This is a genomic window from Streptomyces changchenzhani (genome assembly GCF_039766235.1).
Taxonomy (GTDB): Bacteria; Actinomycetota; Actinomycetes; order Streptomycetales; family Streptomycetaceae; genus Streptomyces.
Map to the genome: position 1 here is coordinate 228175 of NZ_JBDHNH010000003.1, position 14923 is coordinate 243097.

General features: G+C 69.0%; 16 protein-coding genes and 3 pseudogenes. 4 read left to right on the forward strand and 15 right to left on the reverse strand.

The genetic code is table 11. The annotated features are described in order from the left end of the window. Nucleotides 1-53: 53 nt before the first annotated feature. From ABCR94_RS39045 to ABCR94_RS12490, 4 genes and pseudogenes are all read right to left on the reverse strand, one after another. Nucleotides 54-182, reverse strand: a pseudogene (locus tag ABCR94_RS39045) (DUF4132 domain-containing protein); the annotation flags it as partial. A 414-nt stretch (nucleotides 183-596) separates the two neighbouring features. Further along, nucleotides 597-1451, reverse strand: a complete 855-nt coding sequence (locus ABCR94_RS12480; RefSeq protein ID WP_347119327.1) for a 5-oxoprolinase subunit C family protein — start codon at nucleotides 1449-1451, stop codon at nucleotides 597-599. After that, nucleotides 1448-2095 (reverse strand): 5-oxoprolinase subunit B family protein, encoded by a 648-nt coding sequence (locus ABCR94_RS12485; RefSeq protein ID WP_347119328.1) that lies wholly within the window; start codon nucleotides 2093-2095, stop codon nucleotides 1448-1450. The genes ABCR94_RS12480 and ABCR94_RS12485 overlap by 4 nt, the downstream gene beginning before the upstream one ends. Next, nucleotides 2092-2844, reverse strand: a complete 753-nt coding sequence (locus tag ABCR94_RS12490; protein WP_347119329.1) for a LamB/YcsF family protein — start codon at nucleotides 2842-2844, stop codon at nucleotides 2092-2094. Before ABCR94_RS12490 ends, ABCR94_RS12485 begins: the two co-directional genes overlap by 4 nt. Nucleotides 2845-3038: 194 nt before the next feature. Between ABCR94_RS12490 and ABCR94_RS12495 the strand changes: the two genes are divergently transcribed. The 4 genes from ABCR94_RS12495 to ABCR94_RS12510 are packed head-to-tail and all read left to right on the forward strand — an operon-like array spanning nucleotide 3039 to nucleotide 5591. Then, the gene (locus ABCR94_RS12495; RefSeq protein ID WP_347119330.1) at nucleotides 3039-3758 is read left to right on the forward strand and encodes a DUF969 domain-containing protein; all 720 of its coding nucleotides are present in this window, start codon (nucleotides 3039-3041) and stop codon (nucleotides 3756-3758) included. Then, nucleotides 3755-4732 carry a DUF979 domain-containing protein gene (locus tag ABCR94_RS12500; RefSeq protein ID WP_347119331.1) on the forward strand — a complete coding sequence of 326 codons (978 nt, stop codon included), beginning with the start codon at nucleotides 3755-3757 and terminating at the stop codon, nucleotides 4730-4732. The genes ABCR94_RS12495 and ABCR94_RS12500 overlap by 4 nt, the downstream gene beginning before the upstream one ends. Before the next feature lie 59 nt (nucleotides 4733-4791). Continuing rightward, on the forward strand, nucleotides 4792-5442 hold the full coding sequence (gene pcp / locus ABCR94_RS12505; protein ID WP_347119332.1) for a pyroglutamyl-peptidase I: 651 nt from the start codon (nucleotides 4792-4794) through the stop codon (nucleotides 5440-5442). Next, entirely contained in the window at nucleotides 5442-5591 is a 150-nt protein-coding gene (locus ABCR94_RS12510; RefSeq protein ID WP_347119334.1) for a hypothetical protein, read from the forward strand. The genes pcp and ABCR94_RS12510 overlap by 1 nt, the downstream gene beginning before the upstream one ends. On the opposite strand, the pseudogene ABCR94_RS12515 reads toward ABCR94_RS12510, so the two are convergent. From ABCR94_RS12515 to ABCR94_RS12565, 11 genes and pseudogenes are all read right to left on the reverse strand, one after another. Continuing rightward, nucleotides 5589-5981, reverse strand: a pseudogene (locus ABCR94_RS12515) (AAC(3) family N-acetyltransferase); the annotation flags it as partial. The gene ABCR94_RS12510 and the pseudogene ABCR94_RS12515 sit on opposite strands and share 3 nt — an antisense overlap. A gap of 128 nt (nucleotides 5982-6109) precedes the next feature. Then, on the reverse strand, nucleotides 6110-7048 hold the full coding sequence (locus ABCR94_RS12520) for a phosphatidylinositol-specific phospholipase C (RefSeq protein ID WP_347119336.1): 939 nt from the start codon (nucleotides 7046-7048) through the stop codon (nucleotides 6110-6112). 127 nt (nucleotides 7049-7175) lie between these two features. After that, nucleotides 7176-7538 (reverse strand): annotated as a pseudogene (locus ABCR94_RS12525) (LLM class flavin-dependent oxidoreductase); the annotation flags it as partial. A 14-nt stretch (nucleotides 7539-7552) separates the two neighbouring features. Then, nucleotides 7553-8680: an LLM class flavin-dependent oxidoreductase gene (locus ABCR94_RS12530; RefSeq protein WP_347119337.1), complete on the reverse strand. Its 1128-nt coding sequence runs from the start codon at nucleotides 8678-8680 to the stop codon at nucleotides 7553-7555. Beyond that, nucleotides 8677-10074 (reverse strand): NtaA/DmoA family FMN-dependent monooxygenase, encoded by a 1398-nt coding sequence (locus tag ABCR94_RS12535; protein ID WP_347119338.1) that lies wholly within the window; start codon nucleotides 10072-10074, stop codon nucleotides 8677-8679. Before ABCR94_RS12535 ends, ABCR94_RS12530 begins: the two co-directional genes overlap by 4 nt. Nucleotides 10075-10094: 20 nt before the next feature. Further along, the gene (locus ABCR94_RS12540) at nucleotides 10095-11297 is read right to left on the reverse strand and encodes an LLM class flavin-dependent oxidoreductase (RefSeq protein WP_347119339.1); all 1203 of its coding nucleotides are present in this window, start codon (nucleotides 11295-11297) and stop codon (nucleotides 10095-10097) included. Between the two features lie 341 nt (nucleotides 11298-11638). Then, the gene (locus ABCR94_RS12545) at nucleotides 11639-12532 is read right to left on the reverse strand and encodes a glutathione S-transferase C-terminal domain-containing protein (RefSeq protein ID WP_347119340.1); all 894 of its coding nucleotides are present in this window, start codon (nucleotides 12530-12532) and stop codon (nucleotides 11639-11641) included. A gap of 120 nt (nucleotides 12533-12652) precedes the next feature. Beyond that, the gene (locus ABCR94_RS12550) at nucleotides 12653-12775 is read right to left on the reverse strand and encodes a putative leader peptide (RefSeq protein ID WP_347119341.1); all 123 of its coding nucleotides are present in this window, start codon (nucleotides 12773-12775) and stop codon (nucleotides 12653-12655) included. Nucleotides 12776-12856: 81 nt separating this feature from the next. Next, the gene (locus ABCR94_RS12555) at nucleotides 12857-13099 is read right to left on the reverse strand and encodes a hypothetical protein (protein WP_347119342.1); all 243 of its coding nucleotides are present in this window, start codon (nucleotides 13097-13099) and stop codon (nucleotides 12857-12859) included. 48 nt (nucleotides 13100-13147) lie between these two features. Next, on the reverse strand, nucleotides 13148-13912 hold the full coding sequence (locus ABCR94_RS12560; RefSeq protein WP_347119343.1) for an amino acid ABC transporter ATP-binding protein: 765 nt from the start codon (nucleotides 13910-13912) through the stop codon (nucleotides 13148-13150). Continuing rightward, nucleotides 13909-14922 carry an amino acid ABC transporter permease gene (locus ABCR94_RS12565; RefSeq protein WP_347119344.1) on the reverse strand — a complete coding sequence of 338 codons (1014 nt, stop codon included), beginning with the start codon at nucleotides 14920-14922 and terminating at the stop codon, nucleotides 13909-13911. Before ABCR94_RS12565 ends, ABCR94_RS12560 begins: the two co-directional genes overlap by 4 nt. Between the last annotated feature and the right edge of the window lies 1 nt (nucleotide 14923).

Below are 14923 nucleotides of genomic sequence, written 5' to 3' on the forward strand. Positions count from 1 at the left end.
TGGCGCGGGTGGTGAGTTCTTCGAACGCGGGGGTGTCGCCGTCGCGCACCCGGGCCCACCACCGCCGGGTCGTCGGACAGTTTCGCCGGTACCGACTTCAGAAGGCGTCCGGCCGCGTTGCGGCAGACGACCTTTCCGCCGTCGAGGGCGACCTCGTAGTCGCCCGCCGGGAACCATGCCATGTGCTGTCTCCCCATCGTCCACGCCGGATGCCCGACGGTCGGGCCGCGCTCCCGGTTCGCAACGCACCCCGGTCACAGCGTCGCCGTGATCACTTGCGAAGACTCTAAGGGTGGCCACTGACATGTCCTCGGTCCAGCAACAGACGCCCGCCGAAACGAGGTTGCCTACCTGTGCAGCGGGCGTGGGCGCCGGCCTTGGCGGCTGTGCATTGAGGATGGATGCCGCGCGGTGGGACTGGAGTGGCGGAAGCCCGTTTTCCGCGATGCGCAGTTGTGGATCCTCGGCGCGACCGGCCGCAAGGTCGGTGGGCGCAACCACTTCTTCTGGCCCGACCCTCGAGTCCCGCAACCTTTCGTGGGAACAAGCACGGCGCCACATGGCCGCGGTCGAGAGGGTCCTGACGCCCGGACGTATCAGCCGAGCGTGAAGCGCATCGGAGTACCGACCGCGGCCTGGGCTGCCGCAGCCAAGGCGACTTCCGGGACGACAGCGATCACCGGGTAGCCCCCCGTTGTGGGGTGGTCGTGCAGAAACACCACGGGGCGCCCGTCCGGCGGCACCTGAACCGCGCCCAGGACCATGCCCTCGCTGGGCAGCTCGCCCGTCAACGCCCGCGTCAGCGGCGGCCCTTCGGTGCGCAGGCCGATGCGGTTGCTGTGCGGGGACACGCGGTACGTCGCCGAGGTGAGCGTACGCAGCGCCCCCGGCGTGAACCAGTCGGCGCGGGGGCCGAGCCGCAGGGGCAGGGTCAGTTCGGCGGGCGGCCCTGCCCAGGGCGCGGTGACGGGCAGCGCCGCCTGCCGCGCCGGGGCGCCCACCGGAAGTACGTCGCCGTCACGCAATGGCGCCGGGCCCAGGCCCGAGAGCAGGTCCGTCGAGCGGCTGCCGAGGACCGGCTCGGCGGCGACGCCCCCGGCGACGGCGAGATACGAGCGCACGCCCGCACTCACCCCGCCCGCATTCAGGACCGCGCCCGCGGGCACCCGCACCGGTGCGCCCCACGGCACCGGCCGCCCGTCCACCGTCACCGGGCAGGGCGCACCGCCGACCACGACGGTGACGCCGCGGTCGGGGCGCACGGCGCAGCCGGTCAGGGTGGTCTCCAGGACGGCGGCGTCCGGGGCGTTGCCGAGCAGCCGGTTGGCCAGCCGCATCGCGGGCGCGTCCAGGGCACCGGAGCGCGGAACCCCCAGGTGGGCATGGCCGCGCCGGCCCGAGTCCTGCACCGTGGTGAGGGCGCCGGAGCGTATGACGGTGAGGGTGGTCATGGCGCACTGTCCGCGCTGACGAATCGGACCCGGGTCCCCGGCGTGAGGAGCGCCGCCCGGTCCCGGGTGAGGTCCCACAGTGGTGTCGGGTCAGGCATGGTGCCGATCAGCTGCCAGCCGCCCGGCGTTGAGCGCGGGTACACCGCGGTATAGGGCCCCGCGAGCGCCAGTGCCCCGGCCGGAACCCGGGTGCGGGGCGTGGCGCGGCGCGGCACGTGCAAGTCCGCGGGCAGCCCTGTGAGGTAGCCGAACCCGGGCGCGAAACCGCAGAACGCGACGCGGTAGGTGTACGAGGAATGCCGGGCGGCGACCTCCCGCACGTCGAGTCCCCACAGGGCCGCCACGTCAGCGAGGTCCGGCCCGTCGTAGCGCACCGGAACCTCCACGACCTCGCCGTCGTCGGCCACCTCCAACGGCACGTCCCAGTCGGCGAGTTGGCGCGCCAGCGTCTCCGGGTCCGGCACCCCGTCCAGCAGTACGGTCCGCGCCCCCGGCACGATCTCCTCGACGGGCGGAAGCGTCCCCGCCGCGCGCCGCCGCAACAGCTCGGCGTGAAAGGCCCCGGTGTGCTCGGCGTCCGGCAGCTCCACGAGCAGCGCATGCCGCCCGGCGGCGCGCACGTCAAGAAGTCGGCTCCTGGTCATGTGAATGCCCCGACCTCCACCCCGGCCTCGTCGAGCGCCTCGCGCACCCGCGCCGCGATCCGGGCCGCGCCGGGAGTGTCGCCGTGCACGCACAGGGAGCGGGCGGCGACCGCGACGCGCGTACCGTCCACGGCCTGGACCGAACCGTCCACCGCGAACGCCAGCGCGCGCCGCACCACCGCGTCCTCGTCCGTCACCACGGCATTCGCCTCGCGGCGCGGTACCAGGGTGCCCTCGGCGGTGTACGCGCGGTCCGCGAAGGCCTCCGGCACGCCGACGAGCTGCGCGTCCTTTGCCGCGGCGAGCAGCCGCGACCCGGGCAGGCCGAGCACCGGCAGCGCCCCGCCCGCGAGCAGGACACCCGCCACCACGGCGCCGGCCTGCTCGGCGTCGTGAACGGTGCGGTTGTAGAGCGCGCCGTGCGGCTTGACGTACGCCACCTCGGCTCCGGCGGCCTCGGCGAAGACCTTCAACGCCCCGATCTGGTACGCCACTTCGGCCGCCAGCTCGTCGCTGGGCACGTCCATGGCGCGCCGCCCGAAGCCCGCCAGATCGCGGTACGACACCTGCGCTCCGATGCGCACCCCCCGCTCGGCGGCGAGGTCGCATACGCGGCGCATCACCGAAGGGTCGCCCGCGTGGAAACCACAGGCGACGTTGGCGCTGGTGACGACGGAGAGGAGGGCAGCGTCGTCGGTGAGGGTCCAGCGGCCGAAGCCTTCACCGAGGTCTGCGTTGAGATCGATCACATCTCGAACGTAGTCGATTGTTGAACGATCCGGCAAGGTCTCGATTCTGTCGCTCCAGCGGATCGGGTCGGGATTACCTCTTGTTAGATCGTTGAACGATCGCCTAGGGTCCGTGCATCTCCCACGGAATCGGAACTCCGGATCCGTGCCGTCCCTTGCCCTGCCTCCCCCCTACACCTGAAGAAGGCCGCCGCATGATCGTTCTCCTCGGTGTGGTCGTGGTGATCCTCGGATTCGTCACGCGCCGCAATCCCGTCCTGGTGGTGGGCGTCGCCGGTATCGTCACCGGCCTGCTCGGCAAGATGACTCCGCTGAAGGTCCTCGGCGCCTTCGGCCAGTCCTTCGCCGACAGCCGCTCGGTCACCGTCTTCGCCGTCGTCCTCCCGGTGATCGGCCTCCTGGAGCGCTACGGCCTGCGCGAACAGGCCCGCAGGCTCATCGGCCGCCTCGGCGGGCTCAGCGCCGGCCGCTTCCTCGCCGTCTACCTGCTCGTCCGCCAGATCACCGCGGCCTTCGGCCTCAACAGCATCGGCGGACCCGCCCAGACCGTGCGGCCGCTCGTCGCGCCCATGGCCGAGGCCGCCGCCGAGCGCTCGGCGGGCGCCAAGCTGCCCGACCACCTGCGCGAGAAGGTCCGTTCCTACTCCGCGTCGTCCGACACCGTGGGCCTCTTCTTCGGCGAGGACTGCTTCATAGCCATCGGCTCGATCCTCCTGATCACGGGCTTCGTGAACTCGACGTACCAGCAGGAAATCGAACCGACCCAGCTGGCCCTGTGGGCGATCCCGCTCGCTGTCTGCGCCTTCGTCATCCACGGCGCCCGGCTGCTGCTCCTGGACAAGCAACTGGAACGCGAGATGGCACACGCCACCGCCGAGCACGACCTGCCGCTTCCGAAGGGGGCTGTCAAGTGATCAAAGTCGAGTGGCTCTACTGGCTGGTAGGCCTTGTCTTCGTCGTTATGGCCCTTCAGATGGCGGCCGACCGCAGCAATCCCAAGCGGTGGACGTCCGCCGCGTTCTGGGGCCTGCTCGGACTCACCTTCCCCTACGGCACCGGGGTCGCCAACGCCGCGCCGGGCTCCGCCGCGAGCTGGACACTGCCCGCCGAACCGCTCGGCGTCGCGGTCCTCGGTCTGATCGTGCTCGCCGGGTTCAACTTCCTCGGCAAGGGCATTCCGGTCACCACCAGCTCCGAGCAGCGCGAGGCCTCCGCGGTTCGGCTCGGCAGCAAGATCTTCATCCCCGCTCTGACGATCCCCGTCGTCGCCATCGTCTGCTCCTCCGTACTCGACGAGTCAGGGCTGTTCGAGACGGGCAAGTCCACGCTCCTGGGCCTGGGCCTCGGGTGCCTTGTCGCGCTTGTCGTCGGCATGCTGGTCACCGGCGAGAAGAACATCTCCGTCCCGATCCACTCCGGCCGCTCCATGCTGGAGGCGATGGGCTCGGCCCTGCTGCTGCCCCAGCTCCTGGCCGTGCTCGGCTCGATCTTCGCGGTGGCCGGGGTCGGCACCCAGGTCGGCAGCATCGTGAACGACGTCCTGCCGGAAAACTCGAAGTACCTCGCCGTGATCGCGTACTGCCTCGGCATGTTCCTGTTCACCGTGATCATGGGCAACGCCTTCGCCGCGTTCCCCGTGATGACAGCGGCGATCGGCTGGCCCGTCCTCATCGCGCAGATGCACGGCGATGCGCCGGCCATCCTCGCGATCGGCATGCTGGCCGGCTTCTGCGGCACTCTCTGCACACCGATGGCCGCCAACTTCAACATCGTCCCGGCCACGCTGCTCGAACTGAAGGACCAGTACGGGCCGATCAAGGCACAGATACCGACGGCGCTCGCGCTGCTCGTCTGCTGCACCGTGATCATGGCGCTCTTCGCCTTCTGAGCCGCTCCGACCCGCCTCCCGAGCCATCTCCACCTCTTCCCACCACCTAAGGAAGCGCCATGACCCGCGTCCTCATCACCGGCTTCGCCCCCTTCGGCGGCGAGAGCGTGAACTCGTCCTGGCAGGCGGCCTCCCTCGTGGCGGCCGAGCCGCCCACCGGGCTCACGGTCACTGCCGCCGAACTTCCCTGCGTCTTCGCCGAGTCCATCAACGCGCTGCGCGACGCCATCCGCGCATCGACCCCCGACCTAGTCCTCTGCCTGGGCCAGGCGGGCGGCCGCCGCGGCGTCACCGTCGAACGCGTCGGAATCAACATCGACGACGCACGCATCCCCGACAACGCCGGAGGCCGGCCCATCGACGAACCGGTGGTCCCGGGCGCCCCCGCCGCGTACTTCTCCACCCTCCCCATCAAGGCCTGCGTCGCCGCCATGCGCGAGGCCGGCGTCCCGGCCGCCGTCTCCAACACGGCCGGCACGTTCGTCTGCAACCATGTCACGTACGGCCTCGGCCACCTCATCGCCACCGAATTCCCCCACGTCAGGGGCGGATTCGTGCATGTCCCCCAGGCGCCGGAACAGGTCACCGACGGCGCCGCCCCGGCCCTGCCGCCCGCCACCGTCGCCCACGGACTGCGCGCCCTGCTGCTCGCCGCCGCCCGCACTCCCACGGACCAGGACCTGAAGGTCACCGAGGGAGCGACGCACTGATGCCACTCACCCTGTACGCCGCTCGCTTCGCCGGACTCGCCGTGGCGACCGCCGCCTCGGCCACGGCGAACAGCCGGGCCTGCGCCCCACCCACCGTGCCCCGTACCACCGGGCGTTCCTTCTCGAAGGCCGCACCCAGCTCGTCGTGAGGTCTGCGGATGGCCGCTGCGGACGGCGCCCGGCCAGTTGCGGACGGTTTCCGCGATGACACCCATGCCACCGCTGGGTGTGGTGCGAGCGTCGAAGGGCGGCATCGAGGCCCAGATGTCCGCCCACCATGCCTTGGGAACGGGCGGATTCCTCCAGTCCGCCGGATCCGAGTTGTCGCCGGAGTGCGTAGGAACCACCAAGGTCCCCTCGCCGCCCAGGACATCGAGCAGCGCCATGACGACGCCGCCCGCACCGCCGCAGACCCAGCCGAGCGAGCTGAGGGAGGAGTGGACGAGGAGAGTCTCACCAGGACGTAATCCGAGTACACGCAGGTCGGCGGCGAGCGACGCGCGCGTACACATCGGGCCGGCCGGAGGCTTCATGGACATAACCACACAGTGTCCCGGTCTCCGGCTGCGCGCACCATCGAATTGCGAGGGGCTGTGACGGGGCGTGTGCCCCCTGCCGGTGACGGCAGCGGGCACGATCCGCGGGGGAGTGCGGACCTACCGTGGACTCACCGACCGATGAAGTTCTTGTCGATCAGGAGTTGCAGGACGTTCTCGTGGCGGTCGATGAAGTCCATCGGGACGATTCCGAAATGGCAGGCCTGCTGCTTGCGGGCCTCCAGGTACTCGAAGACCGTGGGCATGATGGCGGACGCGTTCAGCTTGGGCCACTTCCCGCCGGCGTAACTCGTGAAGTTCGTGAACATCTGCGCGGAACTCTGGTTGAAGAAGGCATGGTCGAACCAGTCGGTGACCGCCTTGGCCTTGGCGCTCGTTCCGATGCCCTCGAATGTGTCCTGGGTGCTGAACCAGGTGTTCGTGTCGCTCGACCACTGGATGACGGCCCACGGATTGTCGAAGTTGGCGGCCAGGACCACCCGGCCCCGGGCTTCGCCGAGCTTGGGCCACCAGGGGTTGGTGTAGAACAGGCTCCGGTACCCCAGGTTGTCCATGTAGTAGTTGAAACGGCGCTGGAACTCTTCGCTGTTGAGCTTCTGGTTGCCCGCGTACTCGTTCTTGACGCGCATGACCAGCACCTCCTTCGGGTTCGACCGGAGGAAGTCGCGGCACCGGTCCAGGACGTCCTGGAACCGGATGTACTGGTAGTTGTCGCTGTGGTAGATCCCCAGTTCGTTGGGTGCTCCCTGGAGACCGTTGCAGCGGATGTCGAGGAAACGGACCCCTCTCTGCATCTGCCCGCCGATGTCGTAGTTCTGGGTGTGCGACCACTCCGTCCCATTGGCGGGGTCGATACAACACGAGTCGTGAGTGCCGGGAATCGTCAGCTGGGTCAGCGGCATGCTGTTGGGCAGGCTTCCCATCCACGTGTTCGGGTTGACGGAAGCGGTCGTGGCGGCAGCGGCGGGCGAGCTCAGCGTGGTGGCAGCCAGCAGGCCACCTCCGACGCCGACTCCCCACTTCAGGACATCGCGACGTGTGGTGCTCATGCGTACGCTCCCAAGGGTTCGGGGTGCGAGCGGGATCCCCGCCCTCGCTCTGCTGAACGCCACCACTCTTCACCCCGCCGCTTACGTTCTGCTGACATCCGGCTGACGCTCCGGAGTCATCAACGGTCGCCGCAGTCTGTGCGGGGGGACGTTCACCGGAGCGGCCGAGGCCCAGGTCCAGTCGCCCCGGATGCAGGGCATCGATCAGCCCGAACTCCTCGACGGCTGAAAGGGCTGTGCGGTGGCCGAGCTGTACGGCCCCGGAACCGATCCTGATCGTGGAGGTCGCGGCGGCCGTCAGGGCCAGCACGACGGCGGGAGAGGCCCCGGCCACACCCGGGTTGAGGTGGTGCTCGGCGAACCAGTAACGGGTGTAGCCGAACCGCTCTGTGTGCTGAGCGAGATCGATGGTGTTGCGCAGCGCCTCGGCGGCGGTGGAACCGGACGAGATCGGCGCGAGGTCGAGGACCCCGAGAGGGATGCCGGACATGATCGGGGTTCTCCTCAACGGTCGGTGAGCGCGGGTGGGGACGGGGGTGGGGACGCGGATACGGGCTCGGGCTTGGGCTCGGGCTCGGCCAGGACCGGAGCCCATGGGAATGGCGGGTCGGGGATGTCGCGTCTCACTACGGGGGCGATGTCGGACTGGAAGAGTTCGAGCGAGGCGCGGTGCTGGGCATCGGTGAGCCCGCCCGCGTCCGCGTGCAGATGCAGCACGCTGTGTCCGAACTGGTCGTGGTAGCGGTGGACCTTCTCGATCACCTGCTGGGGGCTGCCGATCAGTGCCGAGCTGCGCTCGACGAAATCGTCCAGGGTGGCGAACACCGGCTCGACGCCGAGCTTCTTCTGGAACGCGAGGTAGCCCTCGAACACCGGCCGGTAGGTGGCCGTCGCCTCCTGCGAGGTGCGGGCGGCGTAGTACCCGGCGGTCCCGGCGGCGACCACCGCCTGATCCGGGGGGTGGCCGTAGTGGGCCCACTGCTGCCGGTAGTAGCGGATGAGTTCGGCGTACGGTTCTATCGGGTTGGTGACATTGGCCGAGAACAGCGGGTCGCCGTAACGGGCGGCGAGATCGACCGACTCCCGGCTTGTCGCGCTGCCGTGCCAGACCCGGACGGGCTGCTGATACGGCCTGGGCCACACCTCAGCCTCGGTCAGTGCGGGACGGAAGCGGGGCGCGGCTGTCACCTTGTCCTGCCGCCAGATACGGCGGAACAGTTCATAGCTCTCGGCGTTACGGTCCCACTGGTCTTCGGGAGTGACCTGGAACAGCTCGCGTTGGGCCGTGCCGTTGCCCTTGCCGATGACCAGGTCGAGGCGGCCCTCGGACAGGTGGTCCAAGGTCGCGTAGTCCTCGTACGCGCGCACCGGGTCGAGCAGGCTCAGGGTGGTGACGGCGGTGAACAGCCGGATCCGCGAGGCGAGCGCGGCGATGTGGCTCAGCACGACCGGTGGCGCGGAGGAAATGAACGGCCGTTCGTGGCGTTCGCCGACGCCGAAGCCGTCGAATCCGAGTTCCTCGGCCAGCAGCGCGTTGTCGATCACCTCGTGAAAGCGCCCATGGGTCGACTTCTGCACGCCGGTCACGGGGTCGGGGGCGTGCACGATGAGTGTGATGGCCAGGAACTTCACGACGCGGCCTGCCGGGCCTCCGGCGCCGCGAGGGCGTCGGGCCTGGCCAGTCCGAGGTGGTCGCGGAGCGTGGTGCCGGTGTAGTCGTGGCGGAATACGCCGCGTTCCTGGAGCAGCGGTACGACGGTGTCGGCGAACCCGTCGAGACCGCCGGGGGTGATGTACGGGACGAGGATGAAGCCGTCGGAAACGTCCGCCTGGACCGAGGCGTTGATGCTCTGCGCGACGGTGGCGGGGGAGCCGACGAACGACTGGCGGCCGGTGGTCTCGATGACGAGTTCCCGGATCGACAGGTTCTGCGCGGAGGCGCGCTCGCGCCATTCCTTGGCCACGGCGATCGGGTCATGGAACATCCGGACGCTGGCCCGACCGCGGGCGATGGTGTTCTCGCCGGGGTCCGGGTCGATGTCGGGGAGCGGGCCGTCCGGGTCGTAGCCGGACAGGTCACGGTTCCAGACATGTTCCAGGTACTTGATCGCTGTCTGGCCGCTGACCTGTTGGCGCCGTACCTCATGGGCCAGTTCCTTGGCCTCGGTGTCGGTGTCGCCCAGCACGAAGGTCGCCGCGGGCAGGATCAGCAGTTCGTCGTGGGTGCGGCCGTGACGGGCCAGGCGGCCCTTGACGTCGGCGTAGAATTCCTGCCCCGCGTCCAGGGTGCTGTGCCGGCCGAAGATCGCGTCCGCGGCCGACGCGGCGAACTCGCGACCCTCGTCTGAGTCGCCGGCCTGGAAGATCACTGGACGGCCCTGCGGGCTGCGCGGGACGTTGAAGTGTCCGGCGATGTCGAAATGCTGTCCCTGGTGGGCGAAGGCTCCGGCTTGCGCGTCCTTCAGGAAGATGCCGGACGTATGGTCGGCGAGGATTTCGTCACCGTGCCAGGAGTCGAACAGTTCGGTGGCGGTGGCCAGGAATTCCTTGGCCCGGGAGTAGCGCTGATCCTGCGGGAGGAAGCCACCGCGCCGGAAGTTCTCGCCGGTGAAGGCGTCCCACGAGGTGACCACGTTCCAGGCGGCGCGCCCACCCGACAGATGATCCAGACTGGCGAACTGGCGGGCCACTTCGTAAGGCTCGTTGAAGGTGGAGTTGATGGTCCCGGTCAGACCGATCCGTTCGGTGACGGCGGCCAGCGCGGACAGGACGGTGAAGGTGTCGGGCCTCCCCACCACGTCCAAGTCGTATATCTGGCCGTTCTGTTCGCGCAGGCGTAGCCCCTCGGCGAGGAACAGGAAGTCGAACTTGGCGCGTTCGGCGGTACGGGCGAAATGCGCGAATGAGCTGAACTCGGTGTGGCTGCCCGCCCGCGGGTCGCTCCATACAGTGGTGTTGTTGACGCCGGGGAAGTGGGCTGCGAGATGGATCTGCTTCAGTGGCTTGCCTGTGGTCGGCCTGCTCATGGTCTTACGACTCCTCCGGTTCATACAGTGGCGTAGCGATTGGCGGGGCGGGCGAACCCGAGCAGCTCGCGCAGGGTGGCGGCCTCATAGGCGCGCCGGAAGGCGCCGCGGCGTTGGAGTTCGGGCACCAGGCCCCGGGTGATTGCCTCCAGGTCGTGGCCGATCACTCCGGGGCGCAGTCGGAAACCGGACAGGCCGGCCTGCTGCCACTCAAGCAGTAGGTCCGCCAGCTGCCTGGGGGTACCCGTGAACACCGTGGCATCGCTGGTGTAGGTGTAGCCCGCGAGGTCGTCCAGGCGGCCCTTGGTGTCCTGCGCCGCTGTGGGATCGTCGTTCAGGAACACCACCAGGTCACCAAAGATGTGCAGGGGTTCACCCGCTCGCCCTGCCGCAGCCTGTGCGGCGCGGATCTCGGCGACGATGGCGCGGGCCTGGGCGGTGTCGTGCGGGGTGACGTATCCGATGTCCGCGGAACGGCCCACCAGTTGGTTGGGTACGCTTCCGTGCGCCAGCGCGCTGACGACGGGCTGTCCCTGGGGCGGCCGGGGAGTGATGGAGGGCCCCTTGACGCTGAAGTGCTTGCCCTCGAAGTCGATGTAGTGCAGCTTGTCGCGGTCGATGAAACGGCCGGTGGCGGCATCACGGATCTCCGCGTCGTCCTCCCAGCTGTCCCAGAGGCGGCGCACCACCTCGATGTAGTCGGCGGCCTCCTCGAAGAGTTCGGTGGTCAGTGCGCGACCGGCCGCGGTGTCGAGGTTCTCGATACGCAAGGGCGGGATCGTACGACGGCCGAAGTGCGCGGCCTCGTTGGGCCGTGCCGACACCTGGACCCGTAGGCCCGCACGACCGGTGCTGACATAGTCCAGGGTGGCGATCGCCTTGGAGATGTGGAACGGCTCGGTGTGGGTGGCGATCACGGTCGGTACCAGCCCGATATGCCGGGTCAGCGGTGCGACCCGGGCGGCGATGAGTACGGCGTCGAGCTTCCCGCGCACCTGGTCGGTGCGGCCGTCGAGCTCGGTGAATTGTGAGGACTGAAGCCCGAGCGCGTCCTCGAACGTAACGAAGTCGAGCAGGCCGTGTTCGGCCTCGGTGACGAGGTCGGCCCAGTAGCCGGCGGTGAGCAGATCGTGGGGCCTGGCCTGCGGCTCGCGCCAGGCGGCCGGATGCCAGCCCGCGCCGTCCAGGGCGACGGCAAGGTGAAGGGGAGATGTTGCGGACACGAAAGAGTGCCTTCTTCCTGGTCGACCGTATGTGATCAGCGGCCCCGTCCCCGTGGACGACTCCTTCGGTCGGTAGTGAGGAGAGGCCCGGTTTCCGGGGGGCGGACCGCGTGCCGGCCTACTTGACGATGTACCAGTGCTCGTCCGGCCGTCAGCACCTCCACCGTGCGGGACGCCGACAAGTCGTGCGCCTGGCGATCCCGTTGGTGCGGTGGCCGGGTCCGGGCAGTGGCGGATGGTGCTGCTCCGACATGGTGGACCTCCTGTCGCCGCAGAATATGCAGAGCCGGCCGGGCGAAGGTGGAGAACGTATTGCGGCTGTATGAAACCGTCCGGGAGGCTCAGCCCGGATGCACCGTGGCCTCGTTCCGTGTGTGCGCCGCCCAGTCCAAAACCTGTACTGCCGCTCCTGCGGCCTCCAGCCCCTGGCAGTGGGCGTGGTGCCTGCGGGCGATGCCCCCGAGGTCGAGGTGAGGGCCGAAGGCGGGGTGGGCGGCCAGTCGTCGTGCGTAGGCCCACAGGTGCGGATGATCGGCGATGCGATGCACCGCGGTGGCGTCCAGATGCCAGCGGTACACCGTGTCGAGCTGTACCAGCGTCACCCACAACTGGACGTCTGCCGCGGTCATTTCGTCGCCCAGGATGTAGTCCTGGGACGCGAGTCGCCACTCCAGCGAGCCCAGTGCGCGCAGCAGGGAACCGAGGGCGGCGTCGTGTGCCGAGGTGTCGGCACCCACCTGTCCGCCGCGCTGTGCGGTCTCGGTGATGCCGTGCTCACAGATGCGTTCGACCGCTTCGATCTGCCCCTCCGCGCTGTGCGGGTACAGCGCGGGCCGGTTGGGGGCCTCGTCGCCGAAGCGCCGGGCCAGATCGCGCAGGATGTCAGGGGTGTGCGTGCTGACGATCCGCCCCGACCAGTCGTCGCTCAGCACCGGCGCCGCGGCCGGTCCGGGATACCGGTGCCAACTGGCTTCGTACAGCGGGCGCAGTTCGGTGTGCCCACCGTCGGGCCTGTCGGGAACGGCGGGCAGCAGCGTCACCGGGAGGACGTCGTCCAGGCCGAGGAGGCTGTGTGTGATGGCGATCTGCAGGCAGTTGGGACAGGACAGCGAGAGATGGAGGCGGTAGCGACGCGGCACGGCGTAGTGACCGCTGCGCGCGTCACGGCCGATCCGGCCTCGGAACGAAGGCAGGGGCGGAAGGGACGGTACGGCCGACCGGGGTGTGGCGGACATGCGTCTCCCTGGGTTCGGGGTCTGGTTCTCAGACGAGACGGGGGGCGTGCACAGAACGATCAACGCGCGACGACGCGGGGCTCACCCACCTATGGCGGGGAGCAGAGCCGGGCCGTCGGTTCAGCGCAGAGGGTTTGCCGCGCTGCAGACACGCTGCAGATCGATGTGGCGGCGGGAGGTCAGATGGGAAGACGTCCGGCGCGCGCGGACAGCACGCTCGGAGGCCGACTCCATACGCCCCATGATTTCCCACCCACTCACTAGGGATCCTGCTCTGGCAGTGTCAGGGGGTCTGCGGGCCCCGTCAAGAGGGCCTTCCCCATCTCACCGCGCGATCTCCAAGGTTCCTCTCTTTCGTATGTCCGCGGGCACCTTGGCCGCTATGGCGTCGATCTTGTCGGCTGTGATGCGCTTCTGGTCCGGGCTCAGGTTGATCTTCGTGCGTGCGCCGGTCGTGGCCGCGACCTCGGTCGTGCCGCCGTCCGAGGGGTTGCTGCATGCGACGAGGACGAGGGCGGCGGCGAGTCCGAGCGCGGGGGCGGCGATGCGACGGGCGATGGTGGACACGGTGGTGCTCCTTGAATGACGGTTGGTCTGAGGATCTATGACGGTTGGTCAGAGAACCTTGGAGAGGAAGGCGCGGGTGCGCTCGTGCTGCGGGTCGTCCAGCAGGGCCGCGGACGACCCCTGTTCCACGACGACTCCGCCGTCCATGAACACCACGGTGTCGGCGACTTCGCGGGCGAAGCCCATCTCGTGGGTCACGACGATCATGGTGGTTCCGGTGCGTGCCAGGTCCTTGATGACATCGAGGACCTCACCGACCAGCTCCGGGTCGAGCGCCGAGGTCGGCTCGTCGAAGAGCAGCACCTTGGGTTCGAGGGCGAGCGCGCGGGCGATGGCCACACGCTGCTGCTGGCCCCCGGACAACTGCCTCGGGTAGGCCTCGGCCTTGTCGGAGAGACCGACGCGATCGAGGAGCCGATGGGCTGTCTCCAGGGCGTCCTTGCGTGGGCGGCGCAGCGCGGAGACCGGCGCCTCGATGATGTTCTCCACCACGGTGAGGTGTGGGAAGAGGTTGAAGTTCTGGAAGACGAAACCGATGTGGGTGCGCTGCTTCAGAACGTCCTTCTCCTTCAGCTCGTGCAGCTTGTCGCCGGACCTTCGGTAGCCGATGAGCTCGCCGTCGATGCTGATCCAGCCTCGGCCGACCTTCTCCAGGTGGTTGATGGTGCGCAGCAGGGTGGACTTCCCGGAACCGGACGGGCCGAGGATCACAGTGACCTCGCCGGTGCGTACCTGGAGGTCCACTCCGCGCAGCACTTCCAGCGGGCCGAAGCTCTTGTGGACGCCGTGGACGTCCACCATCACGTCGCTCATCGACTGTCTCCCAAGGGCATCGCGGGTTGGTTGCGCTGCGCGGCCGCGGAACGCAGATTGCGTACGAAGCGCCGGACGCGCTGGATGGGGGTGGGCGGTGGGGTGCGGTTGGCCCCTCGTGCGTAGCGTCGCTCCACGTAGTACTGGCCGATCGAAAGCAGCGAGGTCAGCAGTACGTACCAGGCGGTGGCGACCAGCAGGAGCGGGACCACCCGGCCGTTGCGGCCGTAGATCACCTGCACCTGGTAGAAGAGCTCGCCGATCGCCATGACGTAGACCACCGAGGTGCCCTTGAGCAGGCCGATGATCTCGTTGCCGGCCGTGGGCAGGATGGCGCGCATGGCCTGGGGGAGTACGATCCGCCGGACCTGGCGCAGCCGCGGGATGCCCAGTGCGGCGGCGGCCTCCAGCTGGCCGTGGTCGACCGAGATGACGCCGCCGCGGACGATTTCCGCGGCGTACGCGGCCTGGTGCAGCGACAGCCCGATGAGGGTGGCCCCGATGGTGCCGATCAGGGTGTTGCTGTCCACGGACCAGAACACCGGGCCGAATGGGATGCCGACGCCCAGCTCCTTGTACAGGGCGCTCAGGTTGAACCAGAACACCAGCTGGACGATCATCGGGATGGAACGGAAGATCCAGATGTAGCTCCAGGCGACAGTCTGGAGCACCGGGCTGTGCGACAGGCGCATGAAGGCCAGCACTGTCCCGAGGAGGAAGCCCAACACGGTGGCGTAGGAGGTGAGTTGCAGGGTCACTCCCACTGCCTGCACGATCGTCTCGGACAGTATGTAGTCCCCGAAGACACCCCACTCCCAGATCGGGTTGGTGGCCAGTCCGTGTACGAACTGGGCGGCCAGCACGGTCACGGCGACGGCTGCCGCCCACCGGGCGTAGTGGCGGGTGGGGACGATTTTCAGTGAGTCGGGGGCGAGACCTTCGCGGGCGCCGTTGTGGCCGGTGTCCGGAGCGGACGTGTCGGCAGGCGCGGCATCGGTGGTGAGTCCCATC

Excerpts from the sequence above, each read along its gene's own strand:
- ABCR94_RS12480 (WP_347119327.1), bottom strand. The coding sequence starts at position 1,451 with ATGACCACCCTCACCGTCATACGCTCCGGCGCCCTCACCACGGTGCAG.
- ABCR94_RS12485 (WP_347119328.1), bottom strand. The coding sequence starts at position 2,095 with ATGACCAGGAGCCGACTTCTTGACGTGCGCGCCGCCGGGCGGCATGCG.
- ABCR94_RS12495 (WP_347119330.1), top strand. The coding sequence starts at position 3,039 with ATGATCGTTCTCCTCGGTGTGGTCGTGGTGATCCTCGGATTCGTCACG.
- pcp (WP_347119332.1), top strand. The coding sequence starts at position 4,792 with ATGACCCGCGTCCTCATCACCGGCTTCGCCCCCTTCGGCGGCGAGAGC.
- ABCR94_RS12510 (WP_347119334.1), top strand. The coding sequence starts at position 5,442 with ATGCCACTCACCCTGTACGCCGCTCGCTTCGCCGGACTCGCCGTGGCG.
- ABCR94_RS12520 (WP_347119336.1), bottom strand. The coding sequence starts at position 7,048 with ATGAGCACCACACGTCGCGATGTCCTGAAGTGGGGAGTCGGCGTCGGA.
- ABCR94_RS12535 (WP_347119338.1), bottom strand. The coding sequence starts at position 10,074 with ATGAGCAGGCCGACCACAGGCAAGCCACTGAAGCAGATCCATCTCGCA.
- ABCR94_RS12545 (WP_347119340.1), bottom strand. The coding sequence starts at position 12,532 with ATGTCCGCCACACCCCGGTCGGCCGTACCGTCCCTTCCGCCCCTGCCT.
- ABCR94_RS12550 (WP_347119341.1), bottom strand. The coding sequence starts at position 12,775 with ATGGGGCGTATGGAGTCGGCCTCCGAGCGTGCTGTCCGCGCGCGCCGG.
- ABCR94_RS12560 (WP_347119343.1), bottom strand. The coding sequence starts at position 13,912 with ATGAGCGACGTGATGGTGGACGTCCACGGCGTCCACAAGAGCTTCGGC.
- ABCR94_RS12565 (WP_347119344.1), bottom strand. The coding sequence starts at position 14,922 with ATGGGACTCACCACCGATGCCGCGCCTGCCGACACGTCCGCTCCGGAC.